At 41.6% G+C, this 22,566-nt stretch carries 19 protein-coding genes and 1 CRISPR repeat array; of the genes, 8 read left to right on the forward strand and 11 right to left on the reverse strand.

Going from position 1 to position 22,566, the window contains the following annotated elements; genetic code table 11:
- Positions 1 to 380: 380 nt before the first annotated feature.
- The 4 genes from ACM0OX_RS19030 (at position 381) to ACM0OX_RS19045 (ending at position 5,360) form a co-directional block, all read left to right on the forward strand.
- Positions 381 to 1,835 carry an aminotransferase class V-fold PLP-dependent enzyme gene (locus tag ACM0OX_RS19030; protein WP_414516618.1) on the forward strand — a complete coding sequence of 485 codons (1,455 nt, stop codon included), beginning with the start codon at positions 381 to 383 and terminating at the stop codon, positions 1,833 to 1,835.
- 15 nt (positions 1,836 to 1,850) lie between these two features.
- Positions 1,851 to 3,263, forward strand: a complete 1,413-nt coding sequence (locus ACM0OX_RS19035) for a sulfite oxidase (protein ID WP_414516619.1) — start codon at positions 1,851 to 1,853, stop codon at positions 3,261 to 3,263.
- Between the two features lie 35 nt (positions 3,264 to 3,298).
- A complete protein-coding gene (locus ACM0OX_RS19040) occupies positions 3,299 to 4,090 on the forward strand; it encodes a sulfite exporter TauE/SafE family protein (protein WP_414516620.1) in 792 nt (263 codons plus the stop codon).
- Between the two features lie 277 nt (positions 4,091 to 4,367).
- The gene (locus ACM0OX_RS19045; protein WP_414516621.1) at positions 4,368 to 5,360 is read left to right on the forward strand and encodes an RNA ligase (ATP); all 993 of its coding nucleotides are present in this window, start codon (positions 4,368 to 4,370) and stop codon (positions 5,358 to 5,360) included.
- Positions 5,361 to 5,426: 66 nt separating this feature from the next.
- Here ACM0OX_RS19045 and ACM0OX_RS19050 read toward each other — a convergent pair whose 3' ends face one another.
- The 6 genes from ACM0OX_RS19050 to ACM0OX_RS19075 all read right to left on the reverse strand — a co-directional run bounded on the left by ACM0OX_RS19050 (position 5,427) and on the right by ACM0OX_RS19075 (position 11,555).
- On the reverse strand, positions 5,427 to 6,923 hold the full coding sequence (locus tag ACM0OX_RS19050) for a hypothetical protein (protein WP_414516622.1): 1,497 nt from the start codon (positions 6,921 to 6,923) through the stop codon (positions 5,427 to 5,429).
- A gap of 66 nt (positions 6,924 to 6,989) precedes the next feature.
- Positions 6,990 to 7,763: a TIGR03943 family putative permease subunit gene (locus ACM0OX_RS19055; protein WP_414516623.1), complete on the reverse strand. Its 774-nt coding sequence runs from the start codon at positions 7,761 to 7,763 to the stop codon at positions 6,990 to 6,992.
- A 98-nt stretch (positions 7,764 to 7,861) separates the two neighbouring features.
- Positions 7,862 to 8,914 carry a permease gene (locus ACM0OX_RS19060; RefSeq protein ID WP_414516631.1) on the reverse strand — a complete coding sequence of 351 codons (1,053 nt, stop codon included), beginning with the start codon at positions 8,912 to 8,914 and terminating at the stop codon, positions 7,862 to 7,864.
- A gap of 662 nt (positions 8,915 to 9,576) precedes the next feature.
- Positions 9,577 to 10,587 (reverse strand): WD40 repeat domain-containing protein, encoded by a 1,011-nt coding sequence (locus tag ACM0OX_RS19065; RefSeq protein ID WP_414516632.1) that lies wholly within the window; start codon positions 10,585 to 10,587, stop codon positions 9,577 to 9,579.
- A 138-nt stretch (positions 10,588 to 10,725) separates the two neighbouring features.
- The gene (locus tag ACM0OX_RS19070) at positions 10,726 to 11,019 is read right to left on the reverse strand and encodes a hypothetical protein (protein ID WP_094349593.1); all 294 of its coding nucleotides are present in this window, start codon (positions 11,017 to 11,019) and stop codon (positions 10,726 to 10,728) included.
- Between the two features lie 365 nt (positions 11,020 to 11,384).
- Positions 11,385 to 11,555, reverse strand: coding sequence for a hypothetical protein (locus ACM0OX_RS19075; RefSeq protein ID WP_099099534.1), 171 nt, complete (start codon positions 11,553 to 11,555; stop codon positions 11,385 to 11,387).
- Positions 11,556 to 12,034: 479 nt separating this feature from the next.
- Here ACM0OX_RS19075 and ald point away from each other — a divergent pair, with 479 nt between their 5' ends.
- The 3 genes from ald to ACM0OX_RS19090 all read left to right on the forward strand — a co-directional run bounded on the left by ald (position 12,035) and on the right by ACM0OX_RS19090 (position 16,163).
- Positions 12,035 to 13,126 (forward strand): alanine dehydrogenase, encoded by a 1,092-nt coding sequence (ald, locus tag ACM0OX_RS19080; protein ID WP_335195282.1) that lies wholly within the window; start codon positions 12,035 to 12,037, stop codon positions 13,124 to 13,126.
- Positions 13,127 to 13,427: 301 nt separating this feature from the next.
- Positions 13,428 to 14,712: a CRISPR direct-repeat array (repeat unit 37 nt; unit sequence ATTGCAATTAACTAAAATCCCTATTAGGGATTGAAAC).
- 440 nt (positions 14,713 to 15,152) lie between these two features.
- On the forward strand, positions 15,153 to 15,443 hold the full coding sequence (locus ACM0OX_RS19085; RefSeq protein WP_414516624.1) for a putative quinol monooxygenase: 291 nt from the start codon (positions 15,153 to 15,155) through the stop codon (positions 15,441 to 15,443).
- A 45-nt stretch (positions 15,444 to 15,488) separates the two neighbouring features.
- Complete coding sequence (locus tag ACM0OX_RS19090) at positions 15,489 to 16,163, forward strand: type 1 glutamine amidotransferase domain-containing protein (protein ID WP_334898805.1); 675 nt, start codon at positions 15,489 to 15,491, stop codon at positions 16,161 to 16,163.
- Between the two features lie 342 nt (positions 16,164 to 16,505).
- Here ACM0OX_RS19090 and dusB read toward each other — a convergent pair whose 3' ends face one another.
- The 4 genes from dusB to ACM0OX_RS19110 all read right to left on the reverse strand — a co-directional run bounded on the left by dusB (position 16,506) and on the right by ACM0OX_RS19110 (position 20,326).
- Entirely contained in the window at positions 16,506 to 17,561 is a 1,056-nt protein-coding gene (dusB, locus tag ACM0OX_RS19095; RefSeq protein ID WP_414516625.1) for a tRNA dihydrouridine synthase DusB, read from the reverse strand.
- A gap of 201 nt (positions 17,562 to 17,762) precedes the next feature.
- Positions 17,763 to 18,572, reverse strand: a complete 810-nt coding sequence (locus ACM0OX_RS19100) for an Rpn family recombination-promoting nuclease/putative transposase (RefSeq protein ID WP_414516626.1) — start codon at positions 18,570 to 18,572, stop codon at positions 17,763 to 17,765.
- Between the two features lie 384 nt (positions 18,573 to 18,956).
- On the reverse strand, positions 18,957 to 19,376 hold the full coding sequence (locus tag ACM0OX_RS19105; protein ID WP_414516627.1) for a hypothetical protein: 420 nt from the start codon (positions 19,374 to 19,376) through the stop codon (positions 18,957 to 18,959).
- Between the two features lie 92 nt (positions 19,377 to 19,468).
- Positions 19,469 to 20,326, reverse strand: coding sequence for an acyl-CoA desaturase (locus ACM0OX_RS19110; protein ID WP_414516628.1), 858 nt, complete (start codon positions 20,324 to 20,326; stop codon positions 19,469 to 19,471).
- A 173-nt stretch (positions 20,327 to 20,499) separates the two neighbouring features.
- Between ACM0OX_RS19110 and ACM0OX_RS19115 the strand changes: the two genes are divergently transcribed.
- Positions 20,500 to 21,729 carry a TetR family transcriptional regulator gene (locus ACM0OX_RS19115; RefSeq protein ID WP_414516629.1) on the forward strand — a complete coding sequence of 410 codons (1,230 nt, stop codon included), beginning with the start codon at positions 20,500 to 20,502 and terminating at the stop codon, positions 21,727 to 21,729.
- Between the two features lie 107 nt (positions 21,730 to 21,836).
- Here the strand turns inward: ACM0OX_RS19115 and ACM0OX_RS19120 are convergent, their stop codons facing one another.
- Positions 21,837 to 22,259, reverse strand: a complete 423-nt coding sequence (locus ACM0OX_RS19120; RefSeq protein WP_414516630.1) for a hypothetical protein — start codon at positions 22,257 to 22,259, stop codon at positions 21,837 to 21,839.
- Between the last annotated feature and the right edge of the window lie 307 nt (positions 22,260 to 22,566).

A 22,566-nucleotide genomic window follows, 5' to 3' on the forward strand; every position in this document is an offset into this window, starting at 1 on the left:
GGCTTTTTTCTCGATAAATACATTGCCAGTAAGCAATTGCAGGTTTTATTGGTTATAAGCTTTTCGATCGACTTACCTTCAATACATCAAGTTTGTTTAATGACTGTAATAAAATTGTTTAAAGTATACTTTACTACTTAATCATATTATTTACACTGTATATTAATTTACCATAAAAATATTTAATTTGAGCATTGCCACGGATACCAATTTTAATTATTTTATTAAAGAATAATCGTAACAACCGCGTTTTCTATTAGAAATAAAGTAATTATAAAGACCATAATTACTGGCAATTAATCTGGTTGTAGGGTGAAATAAAGTGCTGCGGCAGTTAGGCTTTTTCAAAAAAATCAAACTTTAAAATCGGGGTGCTAAAGATGACTGATGTACTTGCAATGGGTGCAAATATCAAGCAAGAGGCTGCTAAATTACCGCTGCTTTTAGAAAATTGTGACAGCTTTTGGGACAAAGAAATCAGACCGTTATTTACAGATGAGTCTCTATCTTTCAAGGTGAAAACTCTTAACGGAAACGATGTCAGATACGTTAACTTGGATAATGGAGCTACAACCACACCCTTTGCAACCCTCAAGCAGTACGTAGACGAAATGCTTGACACCTATGGCAGCGTACATCGAGGTTCTGGGCAAAAATCCATCATCACTACACGAGAATATGACGCCAGTCGAAACATCATTCGCGACTTTGTGGGGTCATCTTCAGACAACTATGTAATCTTTGCGAAGAATACAACAGAAGCAATTAATGGAGCTGCCACACTTTGGGCAAAAAAACCTGGGAAAATCTTAGTTTCTGATATTGAGCATTCATCTAACCTGCTGCCTTGGGTTACTAGAGACGAAGTTGTGCAGTACAGAACCCAGCCGGATGGAAGTGTAAGTATTGCAGAAATTGAAGATATTTTCAAGGCACATCAAAATCTCCCCGAAGCCGAGCAAATTAAGTTAGTAACTATTACAGGTGCTTCGACAATTACAGGTTACAGACCCCCAATTTACGAAATTGCAGCTTTAGCACATCGGTATGGCGCGAAGATTTTTGCTGACGTGTGTCAGTTGATTCAGCATGAACGAGTCGATATGCGTGCTGATGATGACCCATGTCATTTAGATTTTGTGGCTTTCTCTGGACACAAGATGTATGCCCCTTATGGAACCGGGGTTTTGCTGGGGCCAAAGGAATTTTTTGATAGTTCCTACCCTTATCAAATTGGCGGTGGAAACCTGCCTTATATCACCAGAAATCTAGAGATCAAGCGTTTTTATACAGAACGGGCCCATGATCCCGGAACACCAAACGCAATGGGTGCGATCGCTATTGCCAAGGCGATTGAAATTATCGAAGCAGTGGGACGCGATCGCATTGCTCAGTATGAACACTCTCTAGTTGAATTTACATATACACGGCTTGGGCTGATTTCTGGTGTCAAAATACATATTCCCGGAGATAACTTAGCCCATGTTATTCCCTTTGATATTGATGGATTTGACGGACGCTTAGTAGCAGAAATTTTGGCACAAGAATATGGCATTGGCGTTCGGGCTGGGGCTTTCTGCACTTATGAATATATTCGCAAACTCAAGAATGTTTCAGACGAGCAAGACTGTGAGATTGCTGAGGAAGTAGATAGAGGAATTACACGTAATATTCCTAGTATTATCCGAGCCAGCTTTGCTGTATATAATACATTAGAAGATTGCGATCGCTTTATAAATGCGATCGCTCAAATAGCTAAAAACGGATTGGCTCACTATTTGCCCAACTACACACAAGATCAGATAACTGGTGTTTGGACAGCGATAAACAGCTAGTTTTTTCAGGACATTGTGCATTGCTTATTATCTCGTTCCCAGCCTCCAGGCTGGGAACCAGTCAATCCAAACAAAGGTTGTGTCTTAATTACGAATTACGAATTACGAATTACGAATTATAAATTACAAGGGGGTAATAGCTTGAGCGATGAAAACCTCTTTGACCAAGAGGATTATTTACAGGCACGGGTTGAACAGTGCATCTGGCAAAAAAGTACAGATGCGGGTATTTCGCGCCAGCGCTTTCTGAAAATACTAGCCACTATGGTTGGTGCAACAGCCATTGGAGGGTTCGCTAAACCTGCACCTGCTCACAGTCAAACAGCTATTAAAACTAAAGGCAGCAAAATACTTAAGCCATTGCCACCAGGGTATATCTCTCATAGCAAGGGCACATTAGAGATGAACTGGGAAGCGATGTATGGGCGTGGTTATTTAGTACCAAATGATTGGTTCTATGTTCACAACCGCAGCGCACCACCTCCCTTTGACCCATCTACATGGCGTTTGCAAATTCATGGAACTGGCATTTCTGCACCTTGCGAATTTACCTACGATGAAATCATCGCCATGCCATCCATCTCAGTCACTTGCGCTATTGAGTGTGCTGCTAATGGTCGGCGCTTCTTTGAAGAAGCTTACAACATACCACTTCCTGGAACACGGTGGAGACTTGGGGCTATTGGTGTGGCTGAGTGGACTGGTGTACCACTTGGTATGTTATTGGAACGAGCTGGACTGAAATCCACAGCAAAAGATGTACTCGTTGAGGGTGCAGATGTAGATTCGCTAGATTCAAAGAATACAAATAAATCCAAGTTCAGCAGTGTAGTTCCAATTAGCAAAGCATTAGCAGATAACTCGCTCGTCGTCTACGCAATGAACGGAGAACCATTACCTCCAGATCATGGTCAGCCATGCCGTGTCTTATTCCCTGGTTGGGGAGGAAACGCCAACGTTAAATGGATTGAGCGGATTGAGGTTTCTGAAACACCGATATATACCCAGTGGGTGACGGAGCAGATGGTGCTAGTTGGTGCAGACTACCCAGCGATCGCACCATATAAAGGTAAGCTGATTACCTACCAAAATGTTAAGAGCGCTTTTGAGTTGGCTTGGCCAGCTACACTTTCTGCTAAAACCCACTTACTACGTGGGCGTTCTTGGTCTGGGAAAGGAAAGATTGTCCGTGTAGAAGTCAGCCTGGATGGTGGTAAAACTTGGCAATTTGCACGACTGAGAGAACCAAATTTTCCATTTGCGTGGGTACGCTGGGACATTGAATGGAACCCACTTCCTGGGGAATATTTTCTCCAGGCTCGTGCTACTGACAATTTAGGTAATACACAACCGAGTACAGTTCCGTGGAATGACTCTGGATTGCTTTACGGAGGTGTTGTTAGCCATCCGGTGACAGTACAAGGTTAATCACACCAAGTCAGTCTCTAGAAAAAGAATTATTTATGATTGATTTTAGTTGGTTGATTTTAGTGAGTGGGGGTTTAATTTCTGGAGTCATAGCTGGACTTTTAGGAATAGGTGGCGGTATTATCACAATTCCTCTTTTAGTCACACTAGGTTATACACCCGTTCAAGCGATCGCTACTAGTAGCCTTGCTATTGTAATTACTTCAATTTCTGGAAGTTTGCAAAATTGGTGGATGGGCTACTTTGACTTTAAACGAGTAATTTATTTAGGAATTCCAGCTTTTCTAACTACTGGAATAGGCGTATATTTTGCCAATAAAATTCCATCTTATATAATACTTTTTACATTTGGTATCATACTACTTGCTAATATCTATCTGATTGAGCTTCGCAAGCAACTGTCTTTCCAGGAAAAAGAGGATACAGCCCCAATATTCAACCCATTAGTTTCTAAAATTGGCACTGGGGGAGCAGCAGGAATTTTAGCCGGTTTATTCGGCTTAGGTGGCGGTACGATTATGGTTCCGCTGCAAATGTTATTACTGGGAGAAGAAATTAAAGTAGCAATTCAGACTAGTTTGGGTGTGATTGTCATTACTGGTTTAGCTGCCTGTACAGGACATACATTAGAGGGAAATATTCTGTTTGCTCAAGGTATGGTTTTGGGATGTGGCGGTCTCTTAGGCGTTCAAATGAGTACTCGCACATTGCCAAAACTACCAGATTATACTGTGAGCTTAGTACTTCGCATCTTCTTAGGAATACTATCAATTTATATTTTTTGGGAAGCGTGGATAAATTATCAACAAATAATTACTAATTTATAATTCGTAATATCAGATTTGCTTGATTACTTAATTAAACCCAAAGACCCAGCCTAATGCACCCTAGTAGCGTGGCAAGACATTATATTTATGCTTTATTTTTGAAGCTAAAGACAACTATAAGCCTTTAGCTTCAAAAAATATTTTAGCCTTACCACACTACTACAAAAGAGTCAAAGTCTAGGTTTTCAAAGGTTTCAGCTTTACTAGCTACGCGCACATACTTTGTAATGAATTTAGAGTTTTTCTAAAATAGATTTTTTTTGAAAAGAAATGAGCTATGAGTATTTTTAAAGTTGAAGTTGTCAAAATCAATAGTATTAATCCTCATCCCAATGCCGATCGTCTAGATATTGCCTCTATTGAAGATATGGGGTATCAGGTAATTATAGTCAAAGGTAACTTGAACCCTGGAGATTTAGCTTTTTACTTTCCTATTGATAGTGTTATTCCAGAAAACTTTTTAGATGAGTTTGGGATTCGTAACTACTACTCAAAAAAACTGCGTGCTGCGAAACTTCGCGGAATTTTTTCTGAGGGTTTGCTTATTCCCGTTGGTAAAAACTTTACGGGAAATGTCGGAGACGACTACACAGAGTATTTTGGTGTAACAAAGTACGAATATCCAATTCCTCAAGGAATGAGCGGGGAAGTAGAAAATTCTATTGGACATTACAAATTCCCCAGTCCAGAAAACTTGAAACGTTACAAAAACATCCTAATGGAAGGTGAAGAAGTTGTTGTCACAGAAAAGTTGCACGGAACTAACTTCACTGTCTTAGTTGATGCTGATGGCACAACTAAAATTGGTAGCCATAATTATTTCTGGAAAAACAGCGAAGTAAACAAAAAATTAGTTTATGTTCGTGCTTACAACGAAAACGAGGCTTTCCAGAAACTTCCACCAGGAACTCAGATTTTTGGTGAAATCTACGGCGTGCAAGATATCAAATATGGCTTGAATAATGGCAATATTGGAATTGCTATATTTGCTGTGCGTCGCGGCAGTTCTTTTCTCAATCACAGCGATTTTGTCGCTTTTTGCGAGGAATTTGCTTTGCCGAGAGTACCTGTGCTTTATATCGGTGCTTACAGTTGGGAAGCGGTGTCTCAGTTTAATAATGCCAATAGTGTAGTCAGTCCCGACTGCATCATGGAAGGCGTTATTGTGCAACCAGTGATTGAGAAAACGCATCCAGAAATAGGTAGAATCGTCTTGAAGTTGATTAGCGATCGCTATCTGCTCCGTAAAGATGGAACTGAACTCCATTAGGTTCAACTTGATTTTTGGTGGCGACACCTTAACTAACCTTCCGAAATCGACTTAGCAATTATTCTCTCAAGGTAGCCATCGGGGATGAAATCCGGCTAAGGGGAGTTGTTCTGGTTTAATTTCAACAGTCGTAGCATCAGCGATGGGCAACAGAGGCATTAACCACAGGCTACTGGTAGCGATCGTATCTCCATCATCAGTTTTTAAAGTGTTTGGGGGTAATGATGCTGGGGGATTTGTCTGCGGTACTACTTGGTCAAATAACAAGCCCAAACCGTCGGCAGATAAACTCATTTGCACATTCCGTTGAGCAGGAGGCAGTACTAACAATGGTTTCTGTTGCCCAGTTTTCAAATCAATTGCCACCACATAGGGCTGTTCTATGTATTGTTCCTTGGATACTAGCTGTGTTAGCAAGCAGTAGAGGGTGGGTGAAGCAATGTCAAATTGGCAGCTGAGAATTGAACCTGTTGTTTTTAATAGCTGTTTCTGCACACCTTGGTTTGTTACCAAAAATAAATCCCGCGTGTAATCTGTATTAAACTTTACCATTGCGGCTTGAGAGCCATCTTTGGAGAAAGCTTGTACCAAACCAAACTGCGGCAGAAAATCCAAAGGTTTACTGGCATCACCTTGCAGTGGTAAAATCGCTGCTCCCTGTCCTTGGGCAACTGCTACGGCTTTACTATCTGGTGTCACCATAAAATCTCCCCCCGGCTGGCTTTTTAGGCGTTTCGGGGTGGGTTTTTCTGCTGAAGCATCACTGGTTGCTGGCATAAACCATAGTCCAAAATCACCAGGATTAGTTTTATTTCCCCGTTGGATGACAATAGTTTGCCCATCAGGTGATAGGTCAAATTTCAGGTTTTGATAATCTTTACTATCTAAAGTCAGGTCAACTTTGCCTTCTGGTTGTGCTTTTTGTCCAGATTTAGCAGAAACGCCTGTTGTCACTGTATACAGTTGGGCTGAAAGTAAGTCTTGATTGTTTGCGGCGCGAGCAGAAAATAAAATTTTCTCCCCATCAGGAAATGACTCAAAGTCGATTACTATCAGGTCTTTGGGGGTAAGTACCCTTTTTTGCTCTTGGGTTAAGTTGTAAAGAACTAACCGTCCCTGTTCTTCTTTGTCGGTTCCGATATAAAGGATGACGCGATCGCGTGTACGGAAGCTACCTGTAAAGGCTTGTATCAGCCGATTTTTTCCCTCTTGCTCCGCAAATTTATCTTTAGCTCCTTGTAACTGCACTTTATAATTTGTGCCATAGGGTGCTGGTGTTACCAGTGTATAAACCATCCGCCGCCCTGCCCAACTGAATTTACCTGCTAGGGGTGGCTCGATTTTCAAGTTATCCTCGACACTTTTTGTTTCCATTGGGCGGCTGAAGGTAAGGGTGAAGGAATTATCTTCTGCCCCAATTTGTTGATTTTGCCAAGTAAATTCCCGGACACGAGCAGTTACCACATCACCTTGCAAGATGATTAACCCAATCAGCACACTCAGCAGTAACATTAGTGCGATCGCTATACGATCCAGTGGTTGGAATGCTTTAGATTTAGTCATTGGTTATTTGTCATTTGTCATTTGTCATTTGTCATTTGTCATTTGTCATTTGTCATCAACAAATAACTAATAACTATAAGGATTCTGGGGTTGAGGAATCTTTTTCAGAGAGTTAGCGGCAATGGTAAGTTGGCGTTTACCTGCCAAATTTTCTGTCACCATTTGTCCTTCTACTTCCAGCCATGTATCAGCAGAGTAAGGCTCTTGATTATTTTGTAGTTTGACGGGCAATCCCACAGGGTAAGCATCTGCTGCACAACAACTTAAGACAAATCGTGCTAAAAACAAATATTCTTTTCCTATATCGGGCGGGTGAATCACAAATCCCTGTACCTTGACTTTTTGCCCTGTATATGTATCTGGCTCAGGATAAACATTGACAGTGCGTACCCAATCTACAAGCGATCGCTCCTCTGGACGAACAGTAGCGCGAAAAGCTTGGGGTTTGACGCGTGTGCTTCCCAATAAATCAGTCGTCACACCCCTTTGGAGTGCTTTGTCACTAGCAAAAACTTGCGGTGTAACGATAAAACCTAGAATTGCTGTAGTCAACAATAAACCACTGCCCCAACCAGGGGGAAATAAACTAATATGCTGGGTGTTTGGCGTAACATCACGGCGACGCCGTTGCCAAAGTTCCTGGATCTTGAACAAACCAATCATGATGAAGCTGATACCAGTCACAATCACTAACCAAAAGTAATTTGGGTGAATCAACAGATTCAACTTATTAGTCAGCCAATATCTCAACATCAAAATGCCCCAAGCAGTAATTGCTAGAGCATCCAGCCAAGGGAGTAACAGATTTGGGATTTTAGATTTGGGATTTTTGTTAGCCATTAGTTATTGGTCATTGGTCATTGGTCATTAGTCATTGGTCATTTGTAAAGGACAACTAACAAGGGACAAAGGACAGATGACTAATGACAAATATTTTCTTAAAAGACGTGCAAGTTCAGGAAAAGAGTGAAGACAAATGTCAATTGTGCTGCTAAAGCAAATAAGTAAAAAATAGTCTTGGGTTTAAAAATAGATAACATCAAACCAACACTTTTGATGTCAATCATTGGCCCAAACACCAGAAATGCCAACAATGAACCGCTGCTAAAGGTTGAGGCAAAAGATAGGGCGAAGAAAGAATCGACTGTAGAACAAATTGATACTATTACAGCTAATATCAGCATGACCACAATTGAGGTAATGGGCCCAGCACCCAAACTGAGAACTAATTCACGGGGAGCGAGGACTTGAATAGCAGCAGCGATCGCACTTCCTAAAATCATCACTCCGCCCAATTCCCGCAATTCTTGGATGCTATTATCCACAACTAGGCGCAGTTTGGTTGCTAGCGGTTTATCAGCAGTAGAGACTGAGGTAGGCAATACTAAATTAGGATCTATCCGTAGAGGTATACCTGCTTTTCCTCCTAAGATATAAGTCCCGGATTGCAACAGATTCGGTACTGTTTCTTCCTGTTGTCCTTGGTAAGGCTTACCACGGCGTTTGGTTTGGGGCTGCGCGGCTGGATTAAACTTCATATAACGAGCGATCGCAGGTTGGACTATGGGATTTAAGTCCTTTTGAAAACTGAAAACATACCCGATAATTGTGGCAATTGTTAGGGAAAATACGACTCGTAAGACTACTATTTCTGGCTGATCTCGAAATGCTGTCCAAGTGGCCCAAATTACAACTGGGTTAATTGTTGGTGCTGCTAGCAAAAAACCAATTGCGACTGGTGTGGGTACTCCTTGAATCAGGAATCGCCGCGCTACCGGTACATTCCCGCACTCACACACCGGAAACAAAAAGCCGATCGCGCTACCAACTAAAGCACCCAACAGCGGATTTTTGGGCATTTTTTCTACTAGTTTGCGCTCATCAACAAAAAACAGCAGCAAACTGGAGAATAAAACCCCAAGAAGCAAAAAAGGCATCGCCTCGACTAGCAGACTTAAAAATAGCGTAAAACCATTGTTCAGTTGATTCATGTGCGTCGCAGTCAAAAGCGGTTTTTAGTTTTAGGGTTCTGCCTAGTCATTCTATCGAAATGGGGATCAAAAGCAGTTCGGGAAAATTAAACATCATTTAAGTAGCAAGTTATCCGATCTTCAAAATAGCGGTTAAGCACTACAAACCTTGGCTTTACACGAGTTTGTGACTTTTAACTGAGTGCATTTACTGACGATGACCATTTCTAAGATTGTCTAAGTTCAGAAATTGTTCCGATCTAGAGGGCAAGTAACTGCACAGATAATTTTAAATTACCTATGTTTATACTTACAGTAATTTGCTGGATAAGATATTAGTTCGGCTGTATTTTCATCAAGTATTCACAGTTCTTCAAGATTTTGGGTCGCTATTGGTTGCTACCATCATTGATTTTGACTAGTTATAGCAAAATTCGATCTGAGCTTTGGTTGATTTTTTACTACAAAAACTTTAAAAAGGCAAGACCAAAGTTTAGCAGATACGGGAAATGATTGGGAGAATTTTTCGGCGTTAGCGATAGTCTGACTTTTTACACGAGGTGATAATTTGAGCTATGGCAAGTCACAAAGCCTTGAAAGCAGCGTCAAAATGATATCCCCGATTTATTTTAAGAAATCGGGGATATAGTTTACTATTTCACGATTATTTTGTCCGATCGCAGTTACTTTCGTTTTGTTGGAATCCCCCAAATCTTGATTTGTCGATCGAATCCACCACTGGCAAGAATTTTACCATTGGGACTAAAAGCGATCGCGCTTACCCAGTCTGTATGTCCATTCAGTGTATTTATTAACTCCCCTGTAGTTAAATCCCACAATTTAATTCCATCTCTACCGGCACTAGCAAGGGTTTGTCCATCGGGATTAAGAGCGATCGCATTTACCCAGTTATTATGTCCTGTAAGGGTGCGGACTAATTCTCCAGTATTAATATTCCACAATTTTATGGTGCGATCGTGGCTAGCACTGACTAATGTTTGTCCATCTGGTGTAAAGATCACATCGCTAACAGCACTAGAATGAGCTGCCAATTCACTGATTAATTTACCAGTACTCAAATTCCACAGCTTGATTACACCCTTATTATCACCACTAGCTAAGGTCTGTCCATCAGGACTAATAGCGAGAGTATAAATTAAATTATCAAAGCGTACTATAATTCCTAGAGGGCGCTGCTGTAGCAAGTCCCACATCCGAATCCCATCTAAAGCTCCACTGACGAGAACTTTACTATCAGGAGACACCGCTAAAGATAAGACGTTACTGGTATGTCCGACAAAAGAGCGGGTAAATTTTAAATTTTTCAGACTCCAAAGGTTAATCGTATCGTCATCGCTACAACTAGCGAGGGTTTGCCCATCTGGTGAAATCACTAAAGATTCTACGGCTGCTTTGTGTGCTTTGTTAATAGTCGCTAACTTTTTGCCCTTTGCTAAATTCCACAGACGAATTACACCCTCATTTTCTGCACCTCCACTCACAAGAATTCTGCTATCTGGACTAAAAGCAAGGGATTTAATGGTTCCGTTATGTCCTTTGAGTGTGTAAATTAGTTGAGCATTAGCAAAGTTAGTTTTAGCTGGGGAGTTTGGCGTTACTTCTTCAATGGCAGCATGAGCTTGATGAATATAAAACCCTTCCCAGGTACTCACTGGAAGGGCAACAGCTGCCATAAATGCCAGGATAATATACGGCCGCAGAAAATTACCGCCACCTCTTCCCTCACTACTCACTCTTTTTCCTCACTTTTATAGATACAGTTAAACCCAATAAATTTTGCAGAGTTATTTTAAGTCATAACTCTGCACATCTTAAAGAGGTGGTTTTTTCTTAGAAACGCTTAACATTGGTAAAGGCGCACTAGAAGAACGAGAGGGCAAATAATGTTGCACTACAGGCTCCTCTGGTAAAGGACGACGCTGCTGGAAACGCCACAACTTAAAGCCTAGCGCTATCCCTGCCGTTCCCAAACCAAAAGCAAACAACGACCAGCTATCATTCAATCCGCCAATCAGGGCATCCATAACACCCATCGTCATCAATACACTGATTAGTGGCTCTTTTCGGTAGGTTGACTTCAAAAAACGAGGTAATACAGCATTCATCACAGCTTGGTTGGTTCCAGTTCACCTTTTGTGTATATTTACCAAGAATACCTCACCCATAATTTGCCTTTCTCATTCAAGGCAGGCACTAAGTTATGATTTTTTTAGTAGGGGGAGGAAATTTACTCATTAATCGCCTTGCACATATTAGTTGCAAGTCTATGATATTTCAATCGCTAATAGGTATTTCGATTCCTCTCTTGCTTACATTCTAGGGCAGTTATTTATGAATAAGTATAATTAATCTATCTAGGGCGAAGTACTCCGCTATTAATTATTGAAGTCAAAACCAACTGGTTGTTCCAGCTGGTTGAAACTCTTTTAATTACTAGCTTACAACTTCAAGATTGTGCTTGTTGATGGCACTACTTCAGACCCAGCCATGATAGCACCCCTTGATTGGTGACGTATTCAATCACCAGCATCAAACCAAAGCCAATCATTGCAGCTCGACCATTCAAGCGTTCGGCATATTCGTTAAAGCCAAACTTAGGCTCTTCTAGTTTAGGTGTAATTGTTGGTTGTGTTTGTGTCATTTTTTCAGAAACCTTTTTTGGCAAACGGGACTTGATATCAGACTTCTGTTAGAAGTCGCGGAAAGTGGGGATAATCGCTACTTACTTTTCATGGTATCTGGAAAACCCTTCTCTAAATCTTTCTCTTAAAGGAAGAGAGACTTTGAATTTTTCAGATGACATTGAAAAGTCAGGCTAACTTAAAAGCTGATTGCAGTGCTGAAATGCCAAGATGACTTGAGAAATTCAGCAAAAGCTTCCTAGTAGGGAGCTATACAATCGCTCTTTTAATAAAATGTTACTATTCTTTATATATTGTATAAATACTGGGGCAATAGTCAAGGGTAAGAGTTTGGGCTACTCAGATTGAATTAAGAAAGTTAGAACAGAGATTAGGTATCTCTAATCCAGCTATCTCTAATACGGAACTAGCAAGACGGAAGTAGCAAGCTTGAGATTGGAAGGCTACAGTTAAACAAAAAAATTATCAGAGGCGATATATGGAAATCGGCGTTCCCAAGGAAAATAAGGATCAAGAGTTTCGGGTAGGGTTAAGTCCTTCTAGTGTGCGGGTGCTGCGAGAAAATGGTCATAGCATCTTCGTCGAGACGCAAGCAGGTAATGGTGCTGGATTCTCCGATGACGACTACAAAAGTGCTGGAGCCGAAATCGTCCCCACATCAGAAAAAGCTTGGAATCGGGAATTGGTTGTTAAAGTCAAAGAGCCGCTGACATCTGAGTATAAGTTTTTGCAAAAAGGGCAGGTATTATTTACTTATTTACACTTAGCAGCCGATCGCAAGTTGACAGAGCATTTAATTGATTGTGGCACAACTGCGATCGCCTACGAAACTGTAGAACAACCTGGGGCAAACAGATTACCCTTGCTTACCCCGATGAGCGTGATTGCCGGTCGGCTAGCAGTACAATTTGGAGCCAGATTTCTAGAACGTCAGCAAGGTGGTAGAGGAGTTCTTTTAGGCGGTGTCCCTGGAGTTAAACCAGGTAAAGTAGTAATTTTAGGTGGCGGCGTTGTGGGTACAGAAGCAGCTAAAATTGCTGTGGGCATGGGTGCGATCGTGCAGATTTTAGATGTGAGTGTCGAGCGCTTATCTTACTTAGAAACACTCTTTGGCTCTAGAGTCGAATTACTTTACAGCAACTCTGCTCATATTGAAGCCGCAGTCAAAGAAGCCGATTTGCTCATCGGTGCAGTTTTAGTGTTAGGACGTAGAGCGCCAATACTAGTATCCCGCGAATTGGTCAAACAAATGCGTCCTGGTTCGGTAATAGTTGATGTAGCCGTTGACCAAGGCGGTTGTATAGAAACCTTACACCCAACATCTCACACAAATCCCGTATACATTGAAGAGGGTGTAGTGCATTATGGCGTTCCCAATATGCCAGGAGCAGTACCTTGGACGGCAACTCAGGCACTTAATAATAGTACATTACCTTATGTTGTCCAGTTGGCGAATTTGGGAATTTTGGCACTGGAGGTTAACCCAGCATTAGCTAAGGGTGTGAATGTGCAGAATCATCGCTTAGTGCATCCTGCTGTGCAAGAAGTGTTCCCTGATTTGGTAAATTAAGATGCGCAAGGATTAGGCGATCGCTTATTTTAATAGAGTTAGCGATCGCCAATCAGACTAATTTTCTTCCCAAATGCGCGGATGGGTAGGTGTACAAAATGAGAAGGAGCGAAAAAGGCTGTACGCTCCATCTATATAAGACTTTGAGGGCAATGGTACTTTCAAACCATCCGCGCACCTTATGGGGACTGGTTTTCAGCGATTTGCATCTTGTGATATCACTATCCCCTATGTTATGATTCGTTCATTCGCGCAACTGAACCTTGAAAACCAAATACAGCAACGCTTTCAGAAGCCAGCTATTGCAATTAACTAAAATCCCTATTAGGGATTGAAACAAAAATCTCTCTTCCTACAGGCATTCCGTAGCTTATTGCAATTAACTAAAATCCCTATTAGGGATTGAAACGTAACAATCGACCTAATGACGTTTCAGTTCATAAAATTGCAATTAACTAAAATCCCTATTAGGGATTGAAACGGAACACTCTAAAATCATTCGGGCTTAACCGTAAATCATAATTGCAATTAACTAAAATCCCTATTAGGGATTGAAACAAATATTTGAAAGAGAAAGGTAGGCTACCGCAAGATTGCAATTAACTAAAATCCCTATTAGGGATTGAAACTGGGCTTGTATGCTTCTTTGAATGCCTTCAATGCTTGTTCATTGCAATTAACTAAAATCCCTATTAGGGATTGAAACTATTAGATATAGAACAATGTCAGATTGTTTTCAAATTGCAATTAACTAAAATCCCTATTAGGGATTGAAACTATTGCGCTGTGAATCTCTCCGACACGCTACCAAAATTGCAATTAACTAAAATCCCTATTAGGGATTGAAACTTCATTCGCTTGAGTGCGCCCTTTGACCGCTGCCTCATTGCAATTAACTAAAATCCCTATTAGGGATTGAAACTTTAAGAAGCCGTATAGATGATAATCAACCTGAAATTGCAATTAACTAAAATCCCTATTAGGGATTGAAACAAGAGCCTTTTTGAAGGTATCACAGCGAGTATCAGATTGCAATTAACTAAAATCCCTATTAGGGATTGAAACATTTTTGTATTTTATTGATAGTCCCAAATTATTAAAATTGCAATTAACTAAAATCCCTATTAGGGATTGAAACCCAGATTTAGCACCGCCCCCAGCGCCTTACCCAGGAATTGCAATTAACTAAAATCCCTATTAGGGATTGAAACTTTTTGTGGGACAATTTAAACTCTCAAATTTATGCAATTGCAATTAACTAAAATCCCTATTAGGGATTGAAACAACTAGTGGTGTAGTAATAGCCTATGGGTATTAACAATGATTGCAATTAACTAAAATCCCTATTAGGGATTGAAACAAACTATGCAAACGCTCTAAAATATACAGCAATCGCTGCATTAAAATTGCAATTAACTAAAATCCCTATTAGGGATTGAAACAATTGGAAAGATAGCGCTATACGCTAATTTAAGCGATTGCAATTAACTAAAATCCCTATTAGGGATTGAAACCGTGTTTACGAGTGCGAGGGCACACCCACGGACTGATTGCAATTAACTAAAATCCCTATTAGGGATTGAAACTTTCTCAAACTCCCTAAAACAACAAACTCAGTAGATCGAAAACTTTTGTAAGTTGAAGGAAGAATAAGGATTTCATCTGATGGTTTGGGACTAACACAAGCGTCCATTTGCGATCGCAGCAGAGTTAATTTACAACAGCATTACTCGAACAGCAGATTATAAGAGGATTCCAGCGAATTCTATACACTGGTTAAAATGAGCCGTTGGTAAGGCTTCTAGAAATCTTTTCGATTTACTGAAATTAGGATGTTATACGGAAAATTCTTGATAATCCTCCAGTAAAAGGTGGTTATACGGAAAAATTCGGTATAATACCCAATTATCCAGCGAGAAAAGGCCGAATATCTTAATCGCAGTTAAGCGTTCACAGACGGCACGACAACTGTTTCGCAAGCTGCTGGGGTGTTAGTACGCTTGTCTTGTAAGGGAGCAGTAAGCACATGGAAAAGATCGTTATCGTGAAATGGAGAATTAAGGAGTCGGAAACGTCCCGCATCCTGAAATTGCTACCGGAGTTGGCCGAGAAGACCAGATCGGAGGAAGGCAACATTTCCTACACGATTTATCAGTCGGAAAGCGATCCTTGCGAACTCATTCTTTGCGAACACTACACCGACACCACTGCCGCAGAATCTCACAGGCGATCGGAACACTATCAAAGAATCGTCGCAGAAGAGATCGTCCCCCATCTTGAAGGCCGCGAGGTGATATTGGTGAAGAAGCTTGTTTAAAGCTCTGTCCCGAACCGAACCAAACAACCGTACTAAGGAGAAGTTATGTCAAAGAAGATTCTCATTATCGTATCGAACGCGTGCGTTATTGGTCCGAACAACCGAAGGACGGGAAATTTCCTGCCAGAGGTTGCACATCCTTATGCTGAATTCGACAGAGCAAAATACCAAATTGATTTCGCAAGTCTCACCGGAGATACGCCGTTTCTGGATGCGCTCAATCTTGCTGACGACCCTGACAACCTAGCCTTCTTGGTAGGAAAAGGCTGGGCCTCAATGCAGAAAGCGAAGAAGCTCTCAGACGTGGACGTTAGCCAGTACGATGCGATCTTTATGCCTGGCGGTTTGGCACCGATGGTCGATATGCCTGAGCATCCACTTCTCAAAAAGGTTGTGAAAGAGACATACGAGCGAGGCGCTGTTGTTGGGGCCGTTTGTCACGGGCCAGCCTCGTTGCTGAACGTCAAACTGAGCAACGGCACTCTACTGCTCGCCGGGAAGAATATCAGTTCATTTACGAACGACGAGGAAGAAAACTACGCAAAAGCTGATGTGCCTTTCGAGTTGGAAACGGCGCTCACCAAACAAGGGGCACTCTTCCACAAGACGGCACCCTGGCAGGCATTCAGCATCGCCGATGGAAATCTCGTCACCGGACAGAATCCTGCTTCTGCCAAAGGTGTCGCAGAGAAGATGATCGCGCTCTTGGAGTCTGCTTGAGGCAGCATCGTTAAGACGGTGCTCGGTCGCTGCATAACGATTGCGGTGCAACGGATTGAAGGAAGCCTCTGGTGCTGATTTTTTAGCGATCGCAAAAGTTTTCGGACTACTGAAACTATTAACCATTGCAATTAACTAAAATCCCTATTAGGTATTGAAGCTGAAATTGCTTTGAGAATTTTTTGAACGTCGCTTGAATATTGCAATTCGATAAAATCTCTATTAACCCAAGTTGCAGGTTATTAGTTAGTTTAAACCCTAACTGAAATAGTGGTATTTAAGCGATCGCGCCACTTTTAGCAACTAACAATATCACTCCAAGTTAATGGTAAAATCAACTTTTTAAAGCATTACCAAACTACCTTCTGCTTCTTCCTCTAGTTCATAACCATTCGCTAATTTTTCAATTGCTTGGTCAATCATTGCCAAACCCTGATCTACTCTTTCAACTAAACTTAGCTGTCCTCGGAGTTCGGCAGCACCAACGAAACCTTTAGCATACCAAGTCATGTGCTTACGGGCTTGACGTACACCGCGATCGCCTTTATATTCCCACAAGGCTTGTAAATGATCTCTTGCACATTCCAAACGCTGAATTGGGGTTGGTGATGGTAATATCTCCCCTGTTTTCAGAAAATGATCGATTTCTCCCACCAAAAACGGATAACCCAAAGTCCCACGGGAACACATGACGCCATCAGCGCCAGTTTGTTCTAAACATTTCACTGCCGCTTCAACAGAAAAAATATCTCCATTCCCAATCACTGGGATAGAAAGCACTTCTTTTACACGAGTAATCCATTCCCAACGGGCATTGCCATTGTACCCTTGGGCGCGGGTGCGTCCATGTACCGTAATCATTTGTGCCCCGGCATCTTCCATCCGTTTGGCAAAGTCGAGAATAGTAATTTCGTTGTCATTCCAGCCAATACGGGTTTTTACTGTCACAGGAACATCAACAGCTTTTACCACTTCCCGCACAATTGCTTCTGCTACTTCTGGTTGCCGCAATAATGAAGAACCGCCACCATTTTTAGTGATTTTATTTACCGGACAACCCATATTAATATCAACAGTATCAGCACCTTCGGCAACTGCCTTTATTGCTGCTTCTGCTAAGAAATCTGGACGGCAATCAAATAGTTGAATGCTAATTGGGCGTTCGTTGGGATCTACCTCCATGATTTTGGGTAACTGCTTGACATAATGCAACCCCGTAGCATTTACCATTTCGGTATACATCATCGAATCTGGGGCATAGCGACGCACGAGACGGCGAAACACCATATCTGTCACTCCAGATAGAGGCGACTGGAGAACCCGACTTTTTACCTCGAAAGAGCCAATCTTTAAGGGTTGGGAGAGTCTAGCTTGGAGAATAGGAGAGAGCGAAATCATAGAAAAAATTAAAAATTATGGGAATGGGAAATAGTAAGAATATGTAGATAAATCCGTGATAAAGGATACAGCGAATTTTAAGTTATTGAGGTACGCAAGCTAAGTCTCAAAGCCAGGTATAAAGCCTGTTTTACTTCTGACTTCTGATTTCTGTTAGCGCAGCGGGGCGTAGCCCATTCAGAATTCTGCTGTAATTGTAGGTTACATATCTTGGCTTGGAGCCTGATTTTGCATTTCTTGCTGAATCTCTTCTAGGCTCAAACCTAACTCTTTCGCAGTTTCTTCAAAACTCAATCCCAATCTCAATAACAAAGGTATCATTCTAAACTTTTGTTCACGCGCTCCTTCTTGCTTGCCTTCTTGCTTACCTTCTTGATAAACTTGTGTTTGTTTCAAATCACTTAACCCAAACATACCTTCAATCTCCTCTCGACTCATCGTCGGAAACTTATAGACTAATATTGTCTCTATCAATTCTAGTAACTGCCGCCGTTGTGGTTCGATGTTGATTTCTTGCTGGGTTCTCTCTATTAACTGCCTAGCAGCGATAATAGCTGTCTCCTCTTCATCGACGACTAATTTCATCGTAGCAATTCCAACTGGCAATGATGCAGTTTCACCTAATTCATTAAGATAAATGCGACTGATGCGCTGGCTAGCGAAAAATTCACTGTAATTTTTGATATCTGCTGTATCCAAACTGCGATTGGGATAGATAACTACTCCTCGCCAAGAATTTTTTGGTTTGTTTTGGCGTAAGTATAAAAAAATTTCTGAAAATAGACGTGAATAAATTTCGGTGTCGGTTTGAAACTGGACTTCAACAAAATAAATCGGATTTTCTTCTCCTTGTGTTGGGAGAAAAACACCATCTATACGGAATGCAGTTTGCTTGATTTCAATTGAGGAGAATTGATAAGTCTCTGCTGTTTGGGGTGGATTACCAATTAATTCAAAAAAAATGCCAGGAAGTTCTTGAAAAAGACGATAAAAAATGCTGTCAGTTTTCACGCTTCATGTTTGCGGTGATTTAAACCGTTAGATTTTACCGTGAAATAGCTTGTAATATCAGGTTCGGTTAAACACTTATAATATCTGTAGGTTGGGTTTCACTGCCGTTCAACCCAACCTACATTGAGAGGGAGCATCCACTTTTGGCGGATCGCCCTCAGACTAGAAGTCTGGGGCTATACAAACTAAACCCGCCTGCGCGGGTTTCAGAGAGTCCGCGTAGGCGGACGAGAGTTTGTGTAGCCGCGATTTCCAATCGCCCGGTGTTTCTTCCAAAAGTGGATGCTCCCCATTGAGAGGTTTTATTACAAGTAATCACCCGAACTTGATATAACAGATAGACTTAAAAAAATGGGGGCGATTTTAGTTATATATGATGTTATGTCAATTTACAGTTGGTGTAATACGCCACTCTTTCAATGCAAGACTAGACCACAGCACGAAACCTATCAGTAACAGTCCCATAAATCCATCCAGCCAAATTAGGCTATGCATTTTCAAAGAGATAGGAGCAACCATCGGGAAGAGATAATGGACTGGACTGGAGATACTAGTGATTGAGTAAAAGGCTAATAAAAAGTATGCCCACCAAAACATACCTTTGGTGTAAAACCAATATCCCAATAATCCTACTGGAGTCATCACAATTACAGTACTAATTACTCCAACAGAAGTAAACCACGCCGGGCCAGGATATTGACTCAAAAATAATGCATTATCTATATAGTGTAGCCAAGTAGAAATGAGGTTGAGTGTGATAACAGCTAGTAGGATAGTCTGACGAAACCTAGAAGTATTTATCATGATATAAATATGCAATTAAAATGCCTAACATTTTATTAAGCCGACTGCAAGAAGCAATCGGCATAATAAATTCCTGATAATTTAGTTGCAATTTAGCCGTGAGTTGCACCTTGAGGAGGACGCAAGACAACTTTTTTAGCTAAACCCAAAGTCTGCAACACTAAGATACTCCACCAAGTAATATCAATCTCCCACCAAGACAACCCAGATTTCGCCATGTGGGGATAAGTATGATGGTTATTGTGCCATCCTTCTCCATAGGTGACGATGGATACCCACCAAAGATTACGAGCGCCATCATCAGCATCAAAGGTGCGATAACCCCACAAATGTGATGCTGAGTTCACAAACCAGGTTGAGTGCCAAAGCAAGACACATCTGAGAAACACTCCGTAGAATACAAAAGACCATCCTCCTAAAGCATAAAGCAGCAACCCGAAGGGTATTTGCAATAGCAAAAAGTAGCGATCTAGCCAACGATAAAAGGGTTGTCTGGCTAAATCAGGAGCATATTTTTTATAGGTGTCATAGTCAAAAAATTCTGGACGCGGGTAGAAAATCCACAATATATGGCTCCACCAAAATCCTTTTTGGGCAGAATAGGGGTCTAAATTGATATCTTCGGTATGGGCATGATGCTGGCGGTGTCCACCTACCCAAAAAATCGGGCCGCCTTGTAAAGCCAGCGCTCCAATGAGGGCGATCGCATACTCTAACCACTTGGGAACTTGGAAACTCTTATGGCTCAGTAGTCGGTGATATCCCAAGCAAATACCAATGCTCCCGAATAACCAGTGGAGAAACACTAGCAAACCTAATGCTGGCCAGGAGAAAAACCAAGGAGCCAGAAGTGCTAAGGCATGAAATACACCAAAAAATACCACATTTATCCACCTGAGTTGAGGTGAATTGCCTCTCTCAGGAGCGATCGCCCCAAAATTTGCGGTCATAAAAATTCCTGTTGATGGATGATGCAGTGATTTACTTCTTATTGGGCATAATCCCACTAAGGATTTATCCACCCTCTTACTAGTTAGTTACAGTAGAGTAAAGCAAGTATCACTTACATTTGTTATGCTAGCAGAACTCTGATACCCCCTGCAAGTGCCACTTGCATTTTTCTATGTCATCTCAACTCATTTCTACTCGTCAACGCCTGATTCAAGCTGCACTTGAGTTGTTTTCTGCTCAGGGAGTTAGCGCTACCACAACCCGCCAAATTGCTGAAAAAGCCGAAGTCAACGAAGTGACTCTATTTCGGAATTTTGGCAATAAGCATGGACTACTTTTAGCTGTGTTGGAAGAGTCCGCAGCCTTCAAGGATTTAGGTGAATCACTAGTGCGACGGGCAACACCTCCCGGCAATGTTTACCAAGCTCTTAAAGACTATGCAAGTGACACTTTACATACATTAGAACGAGTGCCAGAGTTCGTTCGGTCTGTGGTAGGTGAAGCCGACCAATTCCCGGCAGAAAATCGCCGCGCACTAGGCAGGGGAGTCACAGAGGCAAACCGTTATGTAGCTCAGTATTTAGCTACTGTAATCCAGCAAGGACACCTAAATACTTATTTACCGGCAGAAAAATTAGCCAGTTTGCTGAATGGGATGATTTTGGGATATGCAGTAATTGAGTTCACCAGCGAATTTCACGAACTTTGGGAGGATCGGGATGATTTTCTGGAAAATTTGGTGGAGTTGTTTTTACATGGAGCCATGTCATCTTCAACAGAATCAGCGATCAACTCCTTACAAGGAGGATTCACCACCACAGAAGTAGCTGATTTACCAGCTAGTTTGGTTCACGAAATTCTGCAACAAGCTAGGAAGTTTGGAGTACGAGATTATGCCTTGGCTTACGTATTATTTGGGGCTGGGTTATCCGCTACAGAAATAACTAGCTTGGAGCGATCGCACCAAATCTATGATACTCAAGGGCATTTCCTACAAATCACAATCCCTGGATTCGTCCGTCAAGTACCTGTGAATCAGTGGATTTTGGGCAAACGCTACGGTTCTTTTACCAATAATCCCTTAATCAAATGGCTGAAAAGTCGTAAAGATGCTCAAACAGCCATGTTTCTGAATGATATAGGCACACCCATCTCAGAATCAGAACTTGAGACACGTTGGCAAGTATGGAGTGAAGGACTATTAACTCCCCAAGGACAAACGCCAGCGATCGCCCAAGCACAACAAACCTGGCGCGTAGAAATGTTGATGCGAGGGATTACCTTGGAAAATCTGAGTATTTTTACAGCTTGCGATCGCACCCAATTACAACCCTATGTCCGCCGAGCCAAAGAAAAAGCCGCTCTAGAGCAAGCAACCCGATTGGATCATAAACCAGGATAGCGAGTATCAGGTGGCGTTCTCCGACGCAGAGCCAGTGACCGAATAATTCGTAATTCGTAATTCGTAATTCGTAATTAAGAATTCATTAGCATGATGCAGTTAAACGATTAAGGTAAAACAACAGAGGTTTCTTTACCATTGTTGTTTGCACCATTCAACATTGTAGCTGTACTCTCAGATGGGGATTGGGTGTTGCTCGAACGGCGTGATAATTTCTTGCGTGGCTTGCCTCCCGCCTGCATATATTGCAAACTGTCTTTGCCATAATGGGTTGCCACACTCATTAACATCTTTTCAGAGTAGCCGCGCAATTCTTCTTCAATTAGAGAGAGGCGACCCGTCATTTCATCTAGGGTAGAGAGTAAAGTGTTGTAGGTAGATAGCTGGGTTTGCAAGTTTTGGATGCGGCTGTCGTAGTCTGTCAAATTTAATCCGTTACCAAATTCTAGCGTCGGGCTAATTGATCGCATTCCTGCAATTCGACGGAGAGCGTTTTCGAGAGTCAGTGAACTGCGTTTTAATCGTGCCATAAAATGCGCTCCTGAAGGAAATTATAGGATTACTGCATGTACTCTAGCCAATGCAACAATAAACTTCTCTGAGAGATAATTCGGAAAAATTAAAGCAAATTCAAATCAACCTAATTATTTTTAGTTGATTGTACTGAGGTATTTATTAAACTTGTCAAAAAAGTAACATCAAATCATCAACAGATACCTCAAAGTCGTTTTGAGGTACTTCAAAGTCGTTTTGAGGTACTCCAAAGTCGTTTTGAGGTACTCCAAAGTCGTTTTGAGGTACTTCAAAGTCGTTTTGAGGTACTTCAAAGTCGTTTTG

This window comes from Nostoc sp. PCC 9305 (genome assembly GCF_963920915.1).
Classification (GTDB): domain Bacteria; phylum Cyanobacteriota; class Cyanobacteriia; order Cyanobacteriales; family Nostocaceae; genus Nostoc.